The organism is Yinghuangia soli (assembly GCF_021502675.1).
In the GTDB taxonomy this organism is placed as follows: Bacteria; Actinomycetota; Actinomycetes; order Streptomycetales; family Streptomycetaceae; genus Yinghuangia; species Yinghuangia soli.
In genome coordinates, this window is the sequence record NZ_JAKFHA010000005.1 from 35398 (window position 1) to 50070 (window position 14673).

Genomic DNA, 14673 nt, shown 5'->3' on the forward strand with positions numbered 1-14673 from the left:
CCACTCCCGGAGGTCGATCGCGTTGGCATCCACCGCTCCGCTGGCGGGCCGTACCGTCATCGAACTCTCCTACGGCGTCCCGGGCGGCTACTGCGCCAAACTCCTGCGCGATGCGGGTGCGGACGTCGTCAAGGCGGAGGCGGGCGCCGGCGACCCGCTGCGCCGCGGCCGCGACGGCATCGCACCGGACGGCACCGACTCGGCACTGTTCCGCTACCTGACCGCGGGGAAGCGCTTCAGCGCCGTCTCCGACCGCGGCACGTTCGTGCCCGGCTCCGCGGCCGCCGGATTCCCGGAGCGCCCCGACATCCTCATCGAGGACGGCTGCCTCGCCGACGCCGACCTGGACGCATGGCGCACCGCGTACCCGGCCCTGGTCATCGTCTCGATCACCCCGTACGGCCGCACCGGGCCGCACGCCGGGCGCCCGGCCACCGAGTTCACGCTGCAGGCGTCCTGCGGCTCGACCGGCGGCCGCGGGCTGGCCGGCGAGATGCCGCTGCAGGCCGGCGGGCACATCGGCGAATGGGTCACCGGCGGCTACGCGGCCGTCGCCGCCCTCGCCGCCGCCCGCGCGGCCCGCCGCACCGGCCGCGGCGACCACGCCGACGTGTCGATGCTGGAGAGCATGGCGTCGACCATGCAGACGTACGGATCCGTCGCGGCCTCGCTCTTCCGGGCTGCCGGAGCCGAGTTCGTGAGCGGCCGCACCCTGGAGATCCCCTCGATCGAACCGACCGCGGACGGCTGGGTCGGCTTCTGCCTGGGCACCGGCCAGCAGCTGCAGGACTTCCTGCTCATGATCGAACGCCCCGACCTGCTGGACGACCCGCGCTTCTCGACGATGGGCGAACGCGCCAGGCACCGCGAGGAGTTCCTCGACATCGTGCGCACCTGGACGACCAAGCACCGCACCGCCGACATCGTCGCCTTCGCGGGCGCGCTCCGCATCCCCGTCGCCGACGTCGGGACACCCTCCTCGCTGCCCGGCATCGACCACTTCGTCGAACGCGGCGTCTTCGTGCCCAACCCGCAGGGCGGCTTCCTGCAACCACGGGTGCCGTACCGCATCGGCGACTTCCGCGGCGTCCCGTTCGACGCACCCGCACCCGGGCCGACGCCGGCAGCCGCACCGCAAGCCGACGCCGAAGCGGCGATCCCGCCCGCCGACGCGGACGCACGCCCCCTCGCCGGCCTCCGCGTCCTCGACCTCACCGCATTCTGGGCCGGTCCCAGCGCCACCATGGCACTTGCCGCGCTCGGCGCCGACGTCGTCAAGGTCGAGGCGCACAAGCGCCCCGACGGCATGCGGTTCGCGTCCGCCCGCAAGCCCACCGACGAACTGTGGTGGGAATGGGGCATGGTGTATTTCGGCGCCAACCCCGCCAAGCGCGGCATCACCCTTGACCTGGGCACTCCCGAAGGCCACGACCTCGTCCTGCGCCTCGCCGAGACCGCCGACGTGGTGATCGAGAACTTCTCGCCGCGGGTCATGGACAACCTCGGTCTCACCTGGGACACGCTGCACGCCCGCAACGAACGCCTCATCCTGCTGCGCATGCCCGCGTTCGGCCTGGACGGCCCGTGGCGCGACCGCACCGGCTTCGCGCAGACCATGGAGCAGGTCTCCGGCATGGCCTGGATGACCGGCCGCGCCGACGGCCCGCCGCTCATCCCGCGCGGCCCGTGCGACCCCAACGCCGGTACGCACGCGGTGTTCGCGCTGCTCGCCGCACTCGAGGAGCGCGACCGCACCGGCACCGGCACGATGATCGAGTCCACCATGGTCGAGGCCACCCTCAACGTCGCCGCCGAGGCGCTGGTCGCCTGGACCGCGGAGGGCCGCGAGGTACGCCGCGACGGCAACCGCGGCGCGGGCGCCGCCCCGCAGGGCGTCTACCGCTGCGCCGGCCCGGACTCCTGGCTGGCCCTCGCCGTCGAGACCGACGCGCACTGGCAGGCACTCGTCGGCCTCGCCTCCGCCGACCTGCCCTGGACCGGCAGCGAGGACCTGGCCGCCCGCCGCGCCGCCCACGACGCGATCGACGCCGCCCTGGACGCCTGGTGCGCGGACCGCGACGCCGACCGCCTCGCCGCCGAACTGCGCGACGCAGGAATCCCGGCCGCGGTCGTGGTCCCGCCCGCCGCGATCGAGACCGACGAGCAACTGGAGCACCGCGGCTTCCTCAACCGCGTCGTCCACCCCGTCGCGGGCGAACACCGCGTCCCGGGACTCCCGTTCCGCCTCGCCTCGATCCCCGGCCCTTGGCTCACCACCGCCGCCCCGACCCTGGGCCAGCACACCGCGGAGATACTGACCGGCGAACTAGGTCTCACCGACTCCGACCTGGCCGATCTGACCACCCGCAACATCACCGGCACCCGCCCCTTCTGAGGAGCACGGCAGCACATGGGCAGCCCCGACACCGTCCAAGCCCTCAGCGCCTCGGCAGGCGTATCTGGGGCGCTGCCTACAACAAGATCCTCCGTGGTGCCGTCGACCGCGCCCTGAACGGGATCGCGGTGCCGGCGAAGGCCTGACGAGGGGATGGCGGGCGGCCGTGGGCGAACCGGCGCAGGGCGAAGTCGGCTGCGGGGACATCAGGGTCCGTGCTGGCGCCCTCGCACAGCAGGTCGGCGATCAGCGTGCCGACCGCGGGAGAGGTGGCGTAGCCGTGCCCGCCGAAGCCGGCTGCCACGAAGAGCCCTTCCGGGCCCGCGGGGCCGATGACCGGGGCGAAGCCCGGAGTGGCGTCGTGGCAACCGGCGTACAGCGACGCGAACGACGCGTCCGGCAGGTCGACGCCCAGCGGTGCGACCAGCGCCGGGCTCCACGGACCTGCCGCCACGACCACGGTGCCCGCGGCGATTTCCTGCCCGTCGGCCAGGCGTACCCCGGTCACCCGGTCGCGGGACGCGGTCAGCGCGGCGACCGGAGCATGCTGCCGGATCCGCGCCCCCGCGCGCATCGCGGCGCGCCCGAATGCGTGCGCGGTCCGGTGCGCGTCCCCGTACCCGCCGCGCGGTTCGTACGCGAACGCCGCGAAGTCCTTCAGCTCGGCCGCCGGCCGCAGCCGCGCCGCGTCGTCGCGGCCGACCAGGTACACGTCGATGCCGAGCGCCCGCTGCATCGCGACGCCGGCCTCCAGCGCGCGCACGTCCAGCGGACCGACGCCGACCAGGTGGCCGGTCCGCCGGAACCCCACGCTCGCACCGAGGATTTCCTCCGCCTTCTCGAAGATCTGCAGGCTCCGCCACGCCATCGCGGCAGACGAAGGGGTCCCGTAGCGACAGTGCACGACGCCGCTCGACATGCCGGTGGCGCCGGGGCCGACCGTGCCGCGTTCGAGGACCAGGACGTCCCGCATGCCGCGTTCGGCCAGCGCCCAGGCGGCCGCCATGCCCTCCAGGCCGCCGCCGACGATCACCACGTCCACGATGCTGCCTCCGCGCCGCATTCCGGTAGCGGTCCTCGCGCCGCGCCCGGGAACCACGACGCGCCCGCGGGGCAGAGGCGCTGCGTACGGCGCAGGGGTCCGCGTGGGTGCCATGGCTTCGCATCCTTTCGTCCACTACCAGGAACGTTTGTCTCTTTTGAGTAGACCCAGGAGGCATTTCCGGATGAGGGCAGTCGAGTAACGGCGCGGTTACATTCCGTGCAGGCAATCCGCCGAATGAGGGGCTGCGCACGGCTCTGGAAGTCGTATCGTCGGACCGCTACGGTCGCGCGCATGGATGCTGCAGCGACGGTCGACGAGTTCATCAAGGCGTGGGGCCGGCTCGACCCGGACGAGTTGGCCGGGTACTTCACCGAGGACGCCACGTACCACAACATCCCGATCATGCCGGTGACCGGACGCGAGGCGATCCGGGACTTCATCGCCGGCTTCGTCGGGCCTTTCACCGGGGCCGAGTTCACCGTGCACCACCAGGCGGTGAACGGCGACACCGTGCTGAACGAGCGCACCGACGTCTTCACGTTCCCGAACGGGAACACGCTGGAGATCCTTGTCATGGGCGTCTTCGAACTGCGCGACGGCAAGATCCACGCCTGGCGCGACTACTTCGACCTGGCCGCGGTGACCGACGCCTTGGCGAAGAACTCCGGTCCTGCCGCAGGGGCCTGACGGACAGTCGGCCGATCCCGGATGAACCAAGGGCCGGTCGGGCATCCCTGCGGACGCCCGACCGGCCCTTGCTTGTTCCTTGCTTGTTCCTTGCTCGTCTCCTGCTCGCCCCGGTCCCGGCGGCTGCCGGTGGTTCCGGTCCGGTCAGTGCATCGAGTGCACGACCGCGTGGCCCTTGCCGCGGGCGATCAGCGCCTTGTTGACCGGCGTGGTGATCACGAAGGCAAGGGCGAACGCCCCGGCCAGCGCGCCCCAGAAGAGGCCGTCGCCGAGCCCGGAGTCCATCGCGCCCGGGATCGCCATCATGAAGCCGTTGTCGATGACCTCCATCACGATGATCGACACGGTGTCCGCGGCCAGCGCCACCTTGATCATGGTGCCGAACGGCAGGCCTGCCTTGCGGATGCCGAACATGGTCAGCGCGTAGCCGAAGAAGAACGCCAGGCCGACCGCGAGCGCGATGGTCGCCAGGTTGCTCCAGCCGAGTGCGGTGCCGATCGCGAGACCGAGCACCTCGCCGATGGCGCAGCCGGTGAGGCAGTGCAGCGTGGCGAGGGCGGCCATCCGCCAGGAGACCGGGCCGTGGCCGTGTCCGTGTCCGTGGTGTTCGTGGCCGCCTGCGTGGGAGGCGTGGTCGGCATGCCCGGCGTGCTCTGCGTGGTCGGCATGGGCTGCGTGCTGGGCGTGCTGGGCGTGCTGCGCCTGGTCGCTGTGCGCGGCGTGCTCGCCGTGCTGCCCGTGCTCGCCATGCCCCTCGTGGTTGGCGTGGTCCCCGTGCCCGGCATGCTCACCGTGCCCGGCGTGGTGCCCGTGATGCCCGTGGTGCCCCGCGTGGGCCCCCTGTTCATCGGGCACCGCGTCCGGGACGTGTTCGCCATGTCCGGCGTGGCCTGTGTGGTCGACGTGCGCCCCGTGGCCCCCATGGCCTTCGTGGCCCGCATGCCCGCCGTGGTGCGCGTGTCCCGCATGGTCCGCGTGCGCGCCGGCGCTCGCGCCGTGCTGGTGCTGCTGCTGCGTCGAGTTGCTCATCGTGGTCCCGCCCTGTCTTCGCCGGTCTGCCCGATACCCCCATGGGGTATCGCCGTCGGCGTCGAAACTACGCGCGGCGTTCATGATCGTCAAGTACCCCCTGGGGGTTCCTATTCCCTGTCCGGTACGCGCGATTCGGCTAGCGCAGCGCCGGTAGGACCGGGTATCCGCCTGCCTCTTGGTAGCGTGTGGCGCGCCCGTTCGGCGGCGTGCGGAGGCCCGGGGGACCGGCCGGCGAGGGTGGAGACGATCCGATGGCGTTCGACGGCGGCGACAGCGGTACGGCGGCCCCCGGGGCGAGCCCGTCCCCGCCCACCGACCGCGTGGTGGGCGTCCTGGAGCTCCTGGCCGGCCGCCCGTCGCACGCGTTCAGCCTCAGCGACATCGCGCGGGCCCTCGGCATGAGCAAGGCAACCTGCCATGCGGTCACCGCAAGTCTCGCGAGCGCGGACTATTTGATCCGCAATCCGCTCGACAAGACGTTCACGCTCGGCCCGGCCCTCGTCGCCGCCGGTCGCGCCGCGGAGCTTTCGTACCCGGCGGTGCACCTCGCCCAGGCCGAGGCCGTCGCACTCGCCGAGGAGCTCGGCATGGAGGCCACTGCCGCGATCCGCAGCGAAGGGCATCTGGTGATCGTCGCGCACGCGGGCGGCGCCGCCACCGGGCCTGCGGCCGGCGCGGCCCGCATCGGCCGCCGCATCCCGCTCGCGCCGCCCTTCGGCGGCGTGTTCGTGGCGTGGGCGGACGACGAGGTGGTGGCCGAGTGGGCGGCGCGCACCGAGGGGCCGGCCGCCCGCGGACCGCTGCTCGACTCGCTCGCCGCGATCCGGGCCCGCGGCTACAGCGTGGAACGCCTCACCCCGGCCGGCGTACGCCTGCGCCACGCCCTCGCCGAGCTGAGCGACGACCCGCTCGCCGAGGGGCTGCAGCCGATGGTCATGGCCCTGCTCGCCGAACTGCGGCAGGCCGAGTACCTGCCGGGCGACCTGGACGGCCCGGGCCGCTACCCGGTGAGCGCGCTCAGCGCCCCGGTCTTCGATGCCGACGGCGGCACCCAGATGAACCTGTCGGTGCAGCCGCACCGCGAGATGGCCGCGAAGGACGTCGAGCGCGTCGGCCGCCGCCTGCTGCGCGGCTGCACGCGCATCACGCAGGCGGTCGGCGGCAAGCCGCCGGTCCGCCGCGGCTGACCGCCGGCGCCGGCCGGGGCGACCGGATCAGCCGGATCAGCCGGATCGGACCGGACAGACCGGACGGAATCGCGCACGATCCGCCCCGGAACCGCCGCGCAGTCCGCATCAATCGGATCATCTGCGAAGGTTCCCGGGAAATTCGGGCGGGCCGGGCTCACGGCTCGCCGGCCTCTGCGGCATCATTGCCGTCAATCCGGGTAACACTCGGGTTCCGGGTCGTTCCTGACCGGGGCAAGGATGCGGAGGTTCCCGCGATGACCACCACCTCGCTGGCCGCGCTGGCCACTGCCGTCGTGGGCCTGTCCGCCTGCGGCTGGGCGTTCGTCCACGGTCAGCGGCAGAACCGCATGTTGGCGTGCGTGCTCGCGTCGATCATCGTGTGCCTCGCGCTCGTGTTCTTCTCGATCGGCCAGGGCCGGCTCGCAGCCCTCGACGCGGCGCTGGTCATCGGCACCCTCGGCCCGCTCGTCACCGTGCTGGTTGCGGTGCGCGGCCGCGGCCTCGGGGCCGCGAAGCAGCCCGTGGGGCACGGCCGCCGGCGCCACGCGCGCTGAGCCCGTCCGGCCCCGGCCGCCGTACGACCGCCCGGCCCGGCCACCGCCGGACGGCCGCCGGGCTCAGCCGGTATCCGGCCGCCGCATGTACACGCCGACGCACATCCACACGATGGCCGCGGACGTCGCCAGCGTCATCATGACCAGCGCGAAGACCACGAAGTAGACCGTCCCCGCGGTGAGCAGCGCGGTCAGGACGATGCTGAACACCAAAGCGAGCGCCCAGGTCCGGCGCCGGTCGCCGGGCGCGTGCACCTCAGGTGCGCTGTCCCCGGGGGCGGTGCCCTCCTCGCCCGGGGTGCCCGGCGCCTCGTCGCCGCGTCGGCGCACCGCTCGGCGGGAATTGCGGGGCGTGCGCATTCTGCGCAGCGCGCGGTCGAGCTCGCGGTCCTTGCGCAGCTCGGTCTCTATCTCCTCGAGCGCCCGCCGTTCGGCGGGCGTCAGGCGGACGTCGTCCATGCCGGTCGCCCCCTCATGCCTCGTCGCATGCGTGCCGGTCGCGCGCACCCGAACAGGGATCGGGATTCCGCATCGGCCGTACCTTGAAGTTCCCCGGGTGGACCGCGGTGACACCTCGAAGCGGCCCCCGTCGCGGCCCCGGGTAGGGTGGCGCGATATGGCCGACTCCACCAACGAACAGTCCGCGCCCGAGGCGACCGGGTCCGAGGACGCGCCGGCGATCCCCGCCGAGCTGCAGGACCTGCGCGACAGCATCGACAACATCGACGCGGCACTGGTCCATCTGCTCGCCGAGCGGTTCAAGTGCACCAAGCGCGTCGGCGTCCTCAAGGCGACGCACGACCTGCCGCCCGCCGACCCGGCGCGCGAGTCGGTGCAGATCCAGCGGCTCCGGTCGCTGGCGGCCGGTGCGAAGCTGGACCCGGATTTCGCGGAGAAGTTCCTGAACTTCCTGATCGCCGAGGTGATCCACCACCACGAGGCGATCAAGCGGGCTTGATCCGCCCGGACGGTTGGCAGGGATTCGACCCGACATGATCGGTTTTCTTAGCTGACGAGTCGTCATATGCCCGCAGCCGCCGGGTTATTCGTGCATACGGGCGAATTGGCGATCTTCCCGTTGCCCCCATGGGGGGTCGCGCGTTGATGACGGTGGAACCCCGGTTCCACCGTCATTCGAACGATGGGAAACATCTCAGTGAACGAGTTCGCCAAGAAGACCGTGGTGACTGCCGCCATGGTCGGCAGCGTTTTCGCCCTGGGCGGCGGGGTGGCGCAGGCCTCCTCCTCTGCCGACGGCGCGGCCACGGGTTCTCCCGGTGTCCTCTCCGGCAACCTGGTCCAGGTCCCGGTGCACGTGCCCGTCAACCTGTGCGGGAACAGCGTCGACGTCATCGGCGTCCTCAACCCGGCGTTCGGCAACACCTGCGTGAACGCCGAGGGCCCGATGGCTCCGCCGCCGCACCACCCGCCGCACCACCCGCCGGCGTGCCCGCCGCAGGGTCCGCCGACCACCCCGCCGGCGTGCCCCCCCACCACCCCGCCGCCGGTGACGCCCCCGCCGGTGACCCCGCCGCCGGTCACCCCGCCGCCCGTGACCCCGCCGCCGGTGACCCCGCCGCCGTCGGAGGAGTGCCCCTCGGACGAGGAGTGCCCGTGCCCCGAGGTCCAGGTCGTCCACGAGGTCACTGACGCCGTCAGCCTCTGACCCGGATCACCGGACCCGCAGCGGAAGCCAGGCCGTGCCGGCTTCCCGGCGGGATCGGCAGGCAGTACCAGCACGTGAAGCACCGCACCAGGCCCCGGCCGTCTGCCAGACGGCCCGGGCCTCGGTCATGAGCGGAAGAAGTGCCGCCAGGGCATGCCGGGGGGATCTTGCGCCGGGCCTGGCACCCGACCGAGCCTCCGAGCCCCCCGAGTGCCCAGAGCCGGTTGAGCCCTCAAGTCCTCAAGCCCTCGTGCTCTCAAGCCCTCGTGCTCTCAAGCCCTTGAGTCCCCGAGCCGTTACGCGCCCCAGGGCTACCGGCGGCCGCGGATCAGCGTGCCGGGCAGTTCGCCGGTGTGCTCGCCCTCGCGGAAGGTGACGCGCCCGGCCACCGCGGTGGCCACGTAGCCGTCGGCGCGCTGGATGAGCCGGGGGCAGTCGCCCGGCAGGTCGTACAGCACCTCCGGCGGGTGCGCGCGCAGCCGGTCGAGGTCGATGACGTTGAGGTCGGCGCGCAGGCCGGGGGCGATGCGCCCGCGGTCGCGCAGCCCGTACAGCGCCGAGGTGTCCGCGGTCATCTTCTTGACCGCGAGCTCCAGCGGCAGCCGGTCGCCGCGGCTGCGGTCCCGGGCCCAGTGGGTGAGCATCGTGGTGGTCATGCTCGCGTCGCTGATCGTCGCGCAGTGCGCGCCCGCATCGCCCAGGCCGAAGACCGAGCGCGGGTGCAGGAGCATCTCGCGCACCGGTTCGAGGCTGCCGTCCGCGTAGTTCAGGATCGGGATCATGAACATGCGGCGGCCGTCGCGCTCCAGCATCAGGTCGTAGAGCACCGCGTCCGGCGCCCGGCCCTCGCGCTTGGCCCGGGCCGCCACGCTGTCCTCGTACGCCGGTTCGTAGTCGACCTCGTCGCCGATCGGCACGATGCGGTCGCCGAACGTGGCCAGCAGCGAGAACTTCGCGGCGCTCTCGGACAGGATCGCGGCGCGCACCGCGGGGTCGCGCAGCCGGGCCACGCGCTCGGCGATCGGCAGCGGCAGCAGCGCGTCGAAGCTCGGGCGCCCGCGCAGCGGGTGGTACGTCGTCTCCAGGCTGAAGATCAGGCCGGTGGCCCGGCCCGCGACCTGCATCCACACCTCGGCGCCGGCGTCCGCGGCGGCCTGCGTCTCGGCGAGCAGCTCGCGGTAGAGGTCGGGCGACGCGTTGGACTGCGTCATGCCGTACGCGACCGGCCGCCCGATGGCCGCGGCCAGGCGCCGCATCCACGCCACCTCGCGCGAGGCGGCCAGATCGTCCTCGCCCGCGACGCCGGCGGGCGCCACCTCGAAGACCCCGTGCCCGGCGGCCTTGAGCGCCGCGCCGATGCCGAACAGCTCGTCCTCGGCGGCGTAGGTGCCCGGCACCGGCTCGCCGTCGATCGCCCGGTGCATGATCGTGCGGGACGTGGTGAAGCCCAGCGCCCCGGCCTCCATCGCCTCGCGCACGATCGCGGCCATCGCGGCGATGTCCGCGGGCGTGGCCGGCTCGTTGCGGGCGCCGCGCTCGCCCATGACGTAGGTGCGCACCGGGCCGTGCGAGATCTGCGTCCCGAAGTCCATCACGAGCGGGCGCGTGGCCAGGAAGTCCAGGTACTCGGGGAACGACTCCCAGGCCCACTGCATGCCCTCGTGCAGCGCCGTGCCGGGGATGTCCTCGACGCCTTCCATGAGTTCGATCAGCCGGCGGCGCTCGTCCGGCTTACAGGGCGCGAAGCCCACGCCGCAGTTGCCGGTGACCACCGTGGTCACACCGTGCCAGCAGGCCGGGGTCAGGAGTTCGTCCCAGGTGACCTGGCCGTCGAAGTGCGTGTGGATGTCCACCCAGCCGGGCGTGACCAGTGCGCCGTCCGCGTCGATCTCGGTACGCCCCGCGCCTACTTCGGAGCGGCTGCCCACCGCGGCGATGCGGCCGTCCGCCACCGCGACGTCCGCGGTCCGGGCCGGTGCGCCCGTCCCGTCCACCACGGTCCCGCCGCGGATCACCAGGTCGTGCATGGGCCCTCCCGCCGAGCCAGCTTGTGATGAAACCTCATTAACCGATGGTCCGCAGTGAAGCAGCAGGGCCTTGCGATGTCGATGGGCGCGGCGCGGAATCCCCGCGGCATAAAGGCGCGGCCGGTAGGGTTTCCGAAGAGGTACGGACAGTAGCGAGCGGGTAGGAGCGCGCATGACGCAGGAAGCGTCGGCCGACGTTGTGATGGTCGAACTGGTGGACGCCGACGGCAACACCATCGGCCTCGCCGAAAAGCTCGCGGCCCACCAGCCGCCCGGACAACTCCACCGCGCTTTCTCGGTGTTCCTGCTCGGCGAAGAGGGCGGCCCGGACGCCGCCTCGGTCCTCATGCAGCGCCGCGCGCTCACCAAGTACCACTCCCCGGGCCGCTGGTCGAACACCTGCTGCAGCCACCCGTTCCCCGGCGAACCGCCCGCGGACGCGGTGGCCCGCCGGGTCGGCGAGGAACTGGGCATCAAGCCCGCGGTGTTGATCCCGGCCGGGCTGGTGACGTACGACGTGACCGACGAGGTCTCCGGGCTGGTGGAGAAGGAGTACAACCACCTCTTCGTGGGCCGCGTGGGGAGCAGCACGGCGCTCAATCCGGACGAGGTCCACGAGGTGGCGTACGTGCCGCTCGCGGAACTGGACGCATGGCTGGCCGCCCACGACCACACGGCGTGGCTGAGCGCGGTACTGGGCACGGCCCGCCCGGCGCTGGAGGACCTCGCCGCAGGACGCTGAACGCTCTGCAGGGGCAGGGCGGCGTGGCAGCGCAAGTACCTGGCTGCCGGGTGCGGCGTCGAGGCGCAGGCGTGGCTGCCGGACTGCCCTGAGTCGACCTGCCGCCTGCCGCGCACCCCCGCCATCCGCGACGCGGCAGGCCACTCGGCGTTCCGTCCGGCAACTGCTGCGTCCGCCGTGCGCACGCGGCGCCCCTGCCGACGTCCGCGCCCGCCCGCGACCGGGCGCCCGCGTGTCATCGGTGTTGCGTCGCGGCCCAGCGCCCGGCTGCCCGAATGACCTGCCCCCGGCTCCATGTGAACGTGTGAAATCCCTTTCCGCCCCTCGGAGTTTCGTGCGTTTGTGAAATCCGGCCGGGGGGCGAATCGGTGGTATCGCCGCGGATTCGCACAGGTTTCCGGGGTGCGGCGCGCCGTTGTGACGAAACCCTTTCGGCTGCGGCCCGGGAACGCTGGGCACAGCCCCCTCGTCTTGGTAGAAAAGGGCGCACGGGGGTCCGGCGCCCAGGGCGGAAGGCGGCAGCGACGTGATGCACGGATTCGTGCTTGCGCTCTTTGCGGCAGCGATCCTTGCCACCGCACCATTCGTCCTCGACCGCGCCGAGGCCGCCGGGTTCAGCCCGCAGCTCGTGCAGCAGGGCTGGCGCGCCGCCGCAGGGGGAGCGCTTGCGTCGCTCGCCCTCGCCGTGCCGGTCTTCACCACCGACCTGTGGGCCGCGCCCGCCCGCTCGCTCGGCCTCACCACCGACATCGCCCCGGAGATAGGGCTCGGCGACGTGCCGCTTCCCGCGCAGGTGCTGGTCGCCGTCCTCGTCCTCGTCGGCCTGGTGGCCGGCTGGCGCCGCGGCGGCCCGGTGGTGCGCGACTACCGCCGCGCGCTGCGGGTCCAGCTCGACCGCCTCGAACGCACGAGCCCCGTGCTGGACGAGAAGGAGCGCGGCCACCCGCGCCTGGTCATCGTCGAGGACACCCAGCCGCGGCTCGTGCTGCTGCCCTCCCGGCCGCCGCGCGTCGAGGTCACCACGCGTGCCCTGGACCTCCTCAAGCCCGAAGAGCTCAACGCGGTGCTCACCCACATGACCGGCCACCTCCGCCGCCGCGACGCGCTGTGGATGACGGTGTCCGAGACCATGGCCGAGGCGTTCCCGCGCATCCCGTTCTTCGCCCGCTGGGCCGACCACAGCGCTGCGCTCGCCGAGAAGGGCGCCGACGACGACGTCCACGGCCCCATCGCGCGCTCCAACCTGCGCCGCGCGCTCGCCAAGCTGTCCGGGCCCGGCCAGGCCAACGGCCCCTTCTGCCCCTGCTTCGCGTGGCCGCTGCAGCGCCAGGAAGAGCTGACCGTACGCACCGCCCCCAAGCCCGGCCGCACTCCCGTCGCGGTGGCCGCCCTGCGCACCCTCACCGCGGCGGCGCTGATCGTCCCGACCCTGGTCGCCGCGTCCCCGCACTTCCTCTACATCTGACGCGCGACCCTTCGTAGGCGAACAGCCTGTGCGACCTGGTCACTTCGCGGATTCGAAGTGGGCCTTCAGGCGCAGCGAGTCGACCTCCGTCCAGCCCTCCGGCGGGAGCACCGCACCCCACCCCAGCGTCGCGTTCTGGCCGTAGCGGTGGCCGTGCGGCGGCGGTGCGCCGAACGAGACTGCGAGGTCGACGGTCGTCTGCCAGAAGGTCACCAGCGGGAACCAGTCCACCTCGTCGGTGATGTCCGGCCCGAACGGCGGCTTCAGGATTGCCGGTTCCTCGAACAACAGGCCGGGGTTCCACCACACCACCGGATCCGACGCGTTCTGCAGGTACACGACGCGCGGCGACTCCCACGGCCCCGGCGGCACCGCCAGATCCGTCTCGGGGAACTGCGCGAAGCGGATGTTGCGGCCCTGCTCGTACACCGGCCGCCACACCGGGCTGCCCGGCTCGCGGTCGGCCACGATGTGCCGCCACAGCGGGCTCGCATTCGGCGGGCCGATGAACAGCGCCCCGTCGGTGCGCGTGAGCAGCGCGTCGACGCTGTCGAAGGCGTGGTCGGTGGCGTACGCGCCCAGACTCTCGCCGGCCACCACCAGCTTCGGCCGCCGGTCCGGCGGCAGCGCGGCGATCCGGGCGGAGACCGCGTCGAACAGCGCCTGGGACGCGCGTTCCGCACGCCCGCGGTCGACCAGGAACGACATCCAGCTCGGCAGGTACGAGTACTGCAGCGCGGCCATCGCCGTGTCGCCGCCGTACATGTACTCCAGCGGCTTCGGGATGCCGCGGTCGATCCAGCCGCTGCCGGTGGTCCCGAGCAGCGCCACGACCTGGCGGTCGAAGCCGCCGGTACGGTCGAGTTCGCGGACCGCGAGCTCCGCCATCCCGGGGAAGTCCTCGCGCGCGGGCTCCTCGCCGATGTACACGCGGATGGGATCCAGCGCCGGACGCCCGGTGAACGCGGAGATCTCCGCGGCATCCGGCACGGCCGAGATGAACTTGCGCCCCTCGGCGCCTAGTTCATCCCAGCGGACAAGAGACTCGGGACTGCCCGACACCAGGGGGGAAACGGGCTGCCGCACTCCGCGGTCCAGCGTGCTGTTGATCTTGCGCGACGCCTGGTCCGCCAGCCCGATGACCCCGCGCTCCCACACCACGTCGAACACCGCGAAGCTCAAGAGGAGCCCGCACACGGCCACGCCCAGCGCATACGCGACCGGCCGCGGCAGCAGCCGCCGGAGCCACCGGATGACCCGGCGCGTCAGCAGCCGCACCGCGCGGCCGAGCACCACCAGCGTTCCGGCCACCACGACGGCGATCAGCACGATCAGCGGCCCGTTCCACGGCGCCGACGGCGGCAGGCTCTGTAACTCCCGCAATCGCTCCTGCGCTTCGGCACTCCACACCACGCCGGCGAAAGTGACCGGGATGGCCAGCACGTAGAAGCCCTGCCACAACCGGGTGCGCCACACGCTGCTCGGCCGCCGCTTGGTGGCCAACCGCACCGCGCCGGAGGCCGACGCGCCCAACGCGTACCCGATCGCCCCGGTGATGCCGCCTACCAGCCCTTGGAAGTACCAGGGCCGCGGCAGCAGCGACGGGGTGAGCGAGGCCCAGAAGAACAGCACCGCAAGGCAGCACGCCGTCAGATCGGGCCACCGCCGTACAAGCCGCGCCGGGTCGACCGGATCGCGGTACGGATGCCGCGCCCACGCCGCCAGTTTGCGCCCGACCGTACGCGCGCCGCCGGCCACCGCGCCGCGCAACGCCGCGCCCCGCCGGAACCGCGGCGCCGGCCCGCCCACCTGCACCGCCGCATCGGGAGCCTCGGTCGCGGACGGCGGGGAACCCGGTTCGGACATGAGG

Annotated in this window: 13 protein-coding genes; 8 read left to right on the forward strand and 5 right to left on the reverse strand. The window is 72.9% G+C overall.

Annotation, left to right across the window (positions count from 1 at the left end; all coding sequences use genetic code 11):
- The first annotated feature begins 22 nt into the window (after window positions 1-22).
- Window positions 23-2395, forward strand: a complete 2373-nt coding sequence (locus LZ495_RS11365) for a CoA transferase (RefSeq protein WP_235051987.1) — start codon at window positions 23-25, stop codon at window positions 2393-2395.
- A gap of 76 nt (window positions 2396-2471) precedes the next feature.
- Here LZ495_RS11365 and LZ495_RS11370 read toward each other — a convergent pair whose 3' ends face one another.
- Complete coding sequence (locus tag LZ495_RS11370) at window positions 2472-3437, reverse strand: NAD(P)/FAD-dependent oxidoreductase (protein ID WP_235051988.1); 966 nt, start codon at window positions 3435-3437, stop codon at window positions 2472-2474.
- Window positions 3438-3731: 294 nt separating this feature from the next.
- On the opposite strand from LZ495_RS11370, the gene LZ495_RS11375 reads away from it, so the two are divergent.
- A complete protein-coding gene (locus LZ495_RS11375; RefSeq protein WP_235051989.1) occupies window positions 3732-4127 on the forward strand; it encodes a nuclear transport factor 2 family protein in 396 nt (131 codons plus the stop codon).
- Between the two features lie 144 nt (window positions 4128-4271).
- On the opposite strand, the gene LZ495_RS45260 is transcribed toward LZ495_RS11375, so the two are convergent.
- Window positions 4272-5156, reverse strand: coding sequence for a DUF4396 domain-containing protein (locus LZ495_RS45260; protein ID WP_372498555.1), 885 nt, complete (start codon window positions 5154-5156; stop codon window positions 4272-4274).
- Between the two features lie 254 nt (window positions 5157-5410).
- Between LZ495_RS45260 and LZ495_RS11385 the strand changes: the two genes are divergently transcribed.
- Window positions 5411-6346, forward strand: coding sequence for an IclR family transcriptional regulator (locus LZ495_RS11385; protein WP_235051990.1), 936 nt, complete (start codon window positions 5411-5413; stop codon window positions 6344-6346).
- A 257-nt stretch (window positions 6347-6603) separates the two neighbouring features.
- Entirely contained in the window at window positions 6604-6903 is a 300-nt protein-coding gene (locus tag LZ495_RS11390; RefSeq protein ID WP_235051991.1) for a monovalent cation/H+ antiporter complex subunit F, read from the forward strand.
- Window positions 6904-6966: 63 nt separating this feature from the next.
- Here the strand turns inward: LZ495_RS11390 and LZ495_RS11395 are convergent, their stop codons facing one another.
- A complete protein-coding gene (locus LZ495_RS11395; RefSeq protein ID WP_235051992.1) occupies window positions 6967-7362 on the reverse strand; it encodes a hypothetical protein in 396 nt (131 codons plus the stop codon).
- Between the two features lie 157 nt (window positions 7363-7519).
- Between LZ495_RS11395 and LZ495_RS11400 the strand changes: the two genes are divergently transcribed.
- Entirely contained in the window at window positions 7520-7861 is a 342-nt protein-coding gene (locus LZ495_RS11400) for a chorismate mutase (RefSeq protein ID WP_235051993.1), read from the forward strand.
- Window positions 7862-8044: 183 nt separating this feature from the next.
- Entirely contained in the window at window positions 8045-8569 is a 525-nt protein-coding gene (locus LZ495_RS44560) for a chaplin (RefSeq protein ID WP_235051994.1), read from the forward strand.
- Between the two features lie 311 nt (window positions 8570-8880).
- Here LZ495_RS44560 and LZ495_RS11410 read toward each other — a convergent pair whose 3' ends face one another.
- A complete protein-coding gene (locus LZ495_RS11410; RefSeq protein ID WP_235051995.1) occupies window positions 8881-10596 on the reverse strand; it encodes an N-acyl-D-amino-acid deacylase family protein in 1716 nt (571 codons plus the stop codon).
- Window positions 10597-10768: 172 nt separating this feature from the next.
- On the opposite strand from LZ495_RS11410, the gene idi reads away from it, so the two are divergent.
- Both idi and LZ495_RS11420 read left to right on the forward strand, forming a co-directional pair.
- Window positions 10769-11338 (forward strand): isopentenyl-diphosphate Delta-isomerase, encoded by a 570-nt coding sequence (idi, locus tag LZ495_RS11415; protein WP_235051996.1) that lies wholly within the window; start codon window positions 10769-10771, stop codon window positions 11336-11338.
- A 526-nt stretch (window positions 11339-11864) separates the two neighbouring features.
- Window positions 11865-12803: a M56 family metallopeptidase gene (locus LZ495_RS11420; protein WP_372498556.1), complete on the forward strand. Its 939-nt coding sequence runs from the start codon at window positions 11865-11867 to the stop codon at window positions 12801-12803.
- 39 nt (window positions 12804-12842) lie between these two features.
- Here the strand turns inward: LZ495_RS11420 and LZ495_RS11425 are convergent, their stop codons facing one another.
- Complete coding sequence (locus tag LZ495_RS11425) at window positions 12843-14669, reverse strand: alpha/beta hydrolase (RefSeq protein ID WP_235051997.1); 1827 nt, start codon at window positions 14667-14669, stop codon at window positions 12843-12845.
- Window positions 14670-14673: the final 4 nt, after the last annotated feature.

Coding starts and splice junctions, on each gene's coding strand:
- LZ495_RS11400 (WP_235051993.1), top strand. CDS start 7,520: ATGGCCGACTCCACCAACGAACAGTCCGCGCCCGAGGCGACCGGGTCC.
- LZ495_RS45260 (WP_372498555.1), bottom strand. CDS start 5,156: ATGAGCAACTCGACGCAGCAGCAGCACCAGCACGGCGCGAGCGCCGGC.
- LZ495_RS44560 (WP_235051994.1), top strand. CDS start 8,045: ATGGGAAACATCTCAGTGAACGAGTTCGCCAAGAAGACCGTGGTGACT.
- LZ495_RS11390 (WP_235051991.1), top strand. CDS start 6,604: ATGACCACCACCTCGCTGGCCGCGCTGGCCACTGCCGTCGTGGGCCTG.
- idi (WP_235051996.1), top strand. CDS start 10,769: ATGACGCAGGAAGCGTCGGCCGACGTTGTGATGGTCGAACTGGTGGAC.
- LZ495_RS11410 (WP_235051995.1), bottom strand. CDS start 10,596: ATGCACGACCTGGTGATCCGCGGCGGGACCGTGGTGGACGGGACGGGC.
- LZ495_RS11395 (WP_235051992.1), bottom strand. CDS start 7,362: ATGGACGACGTCCGCCTGACGCCCGCCGAACGGCGGGCGCTCGAGGAG.
- LZ495_RS11425 (WP_235051997.1), bottom strand. CDS start 14,669: ATGTCCGAACCGGGTTCCCCGCCGTCCGCGACCGAGGCTCCCGATGCG.
- LZ495_RS11375 (WP_235051989.1), top strand. CDS start 3,732: ATGGATGCTGCAGCGACGGTCGACGAGTTCATCAAGGCGTGGGGCCGG.
- LZ495_RS11385 (WP_235051990.1), top strand. CDS start 5,411: ATGGCGTTCGACGGCGGCGACAGCGGTACGGCGGCCCCCGGGGCGAGC.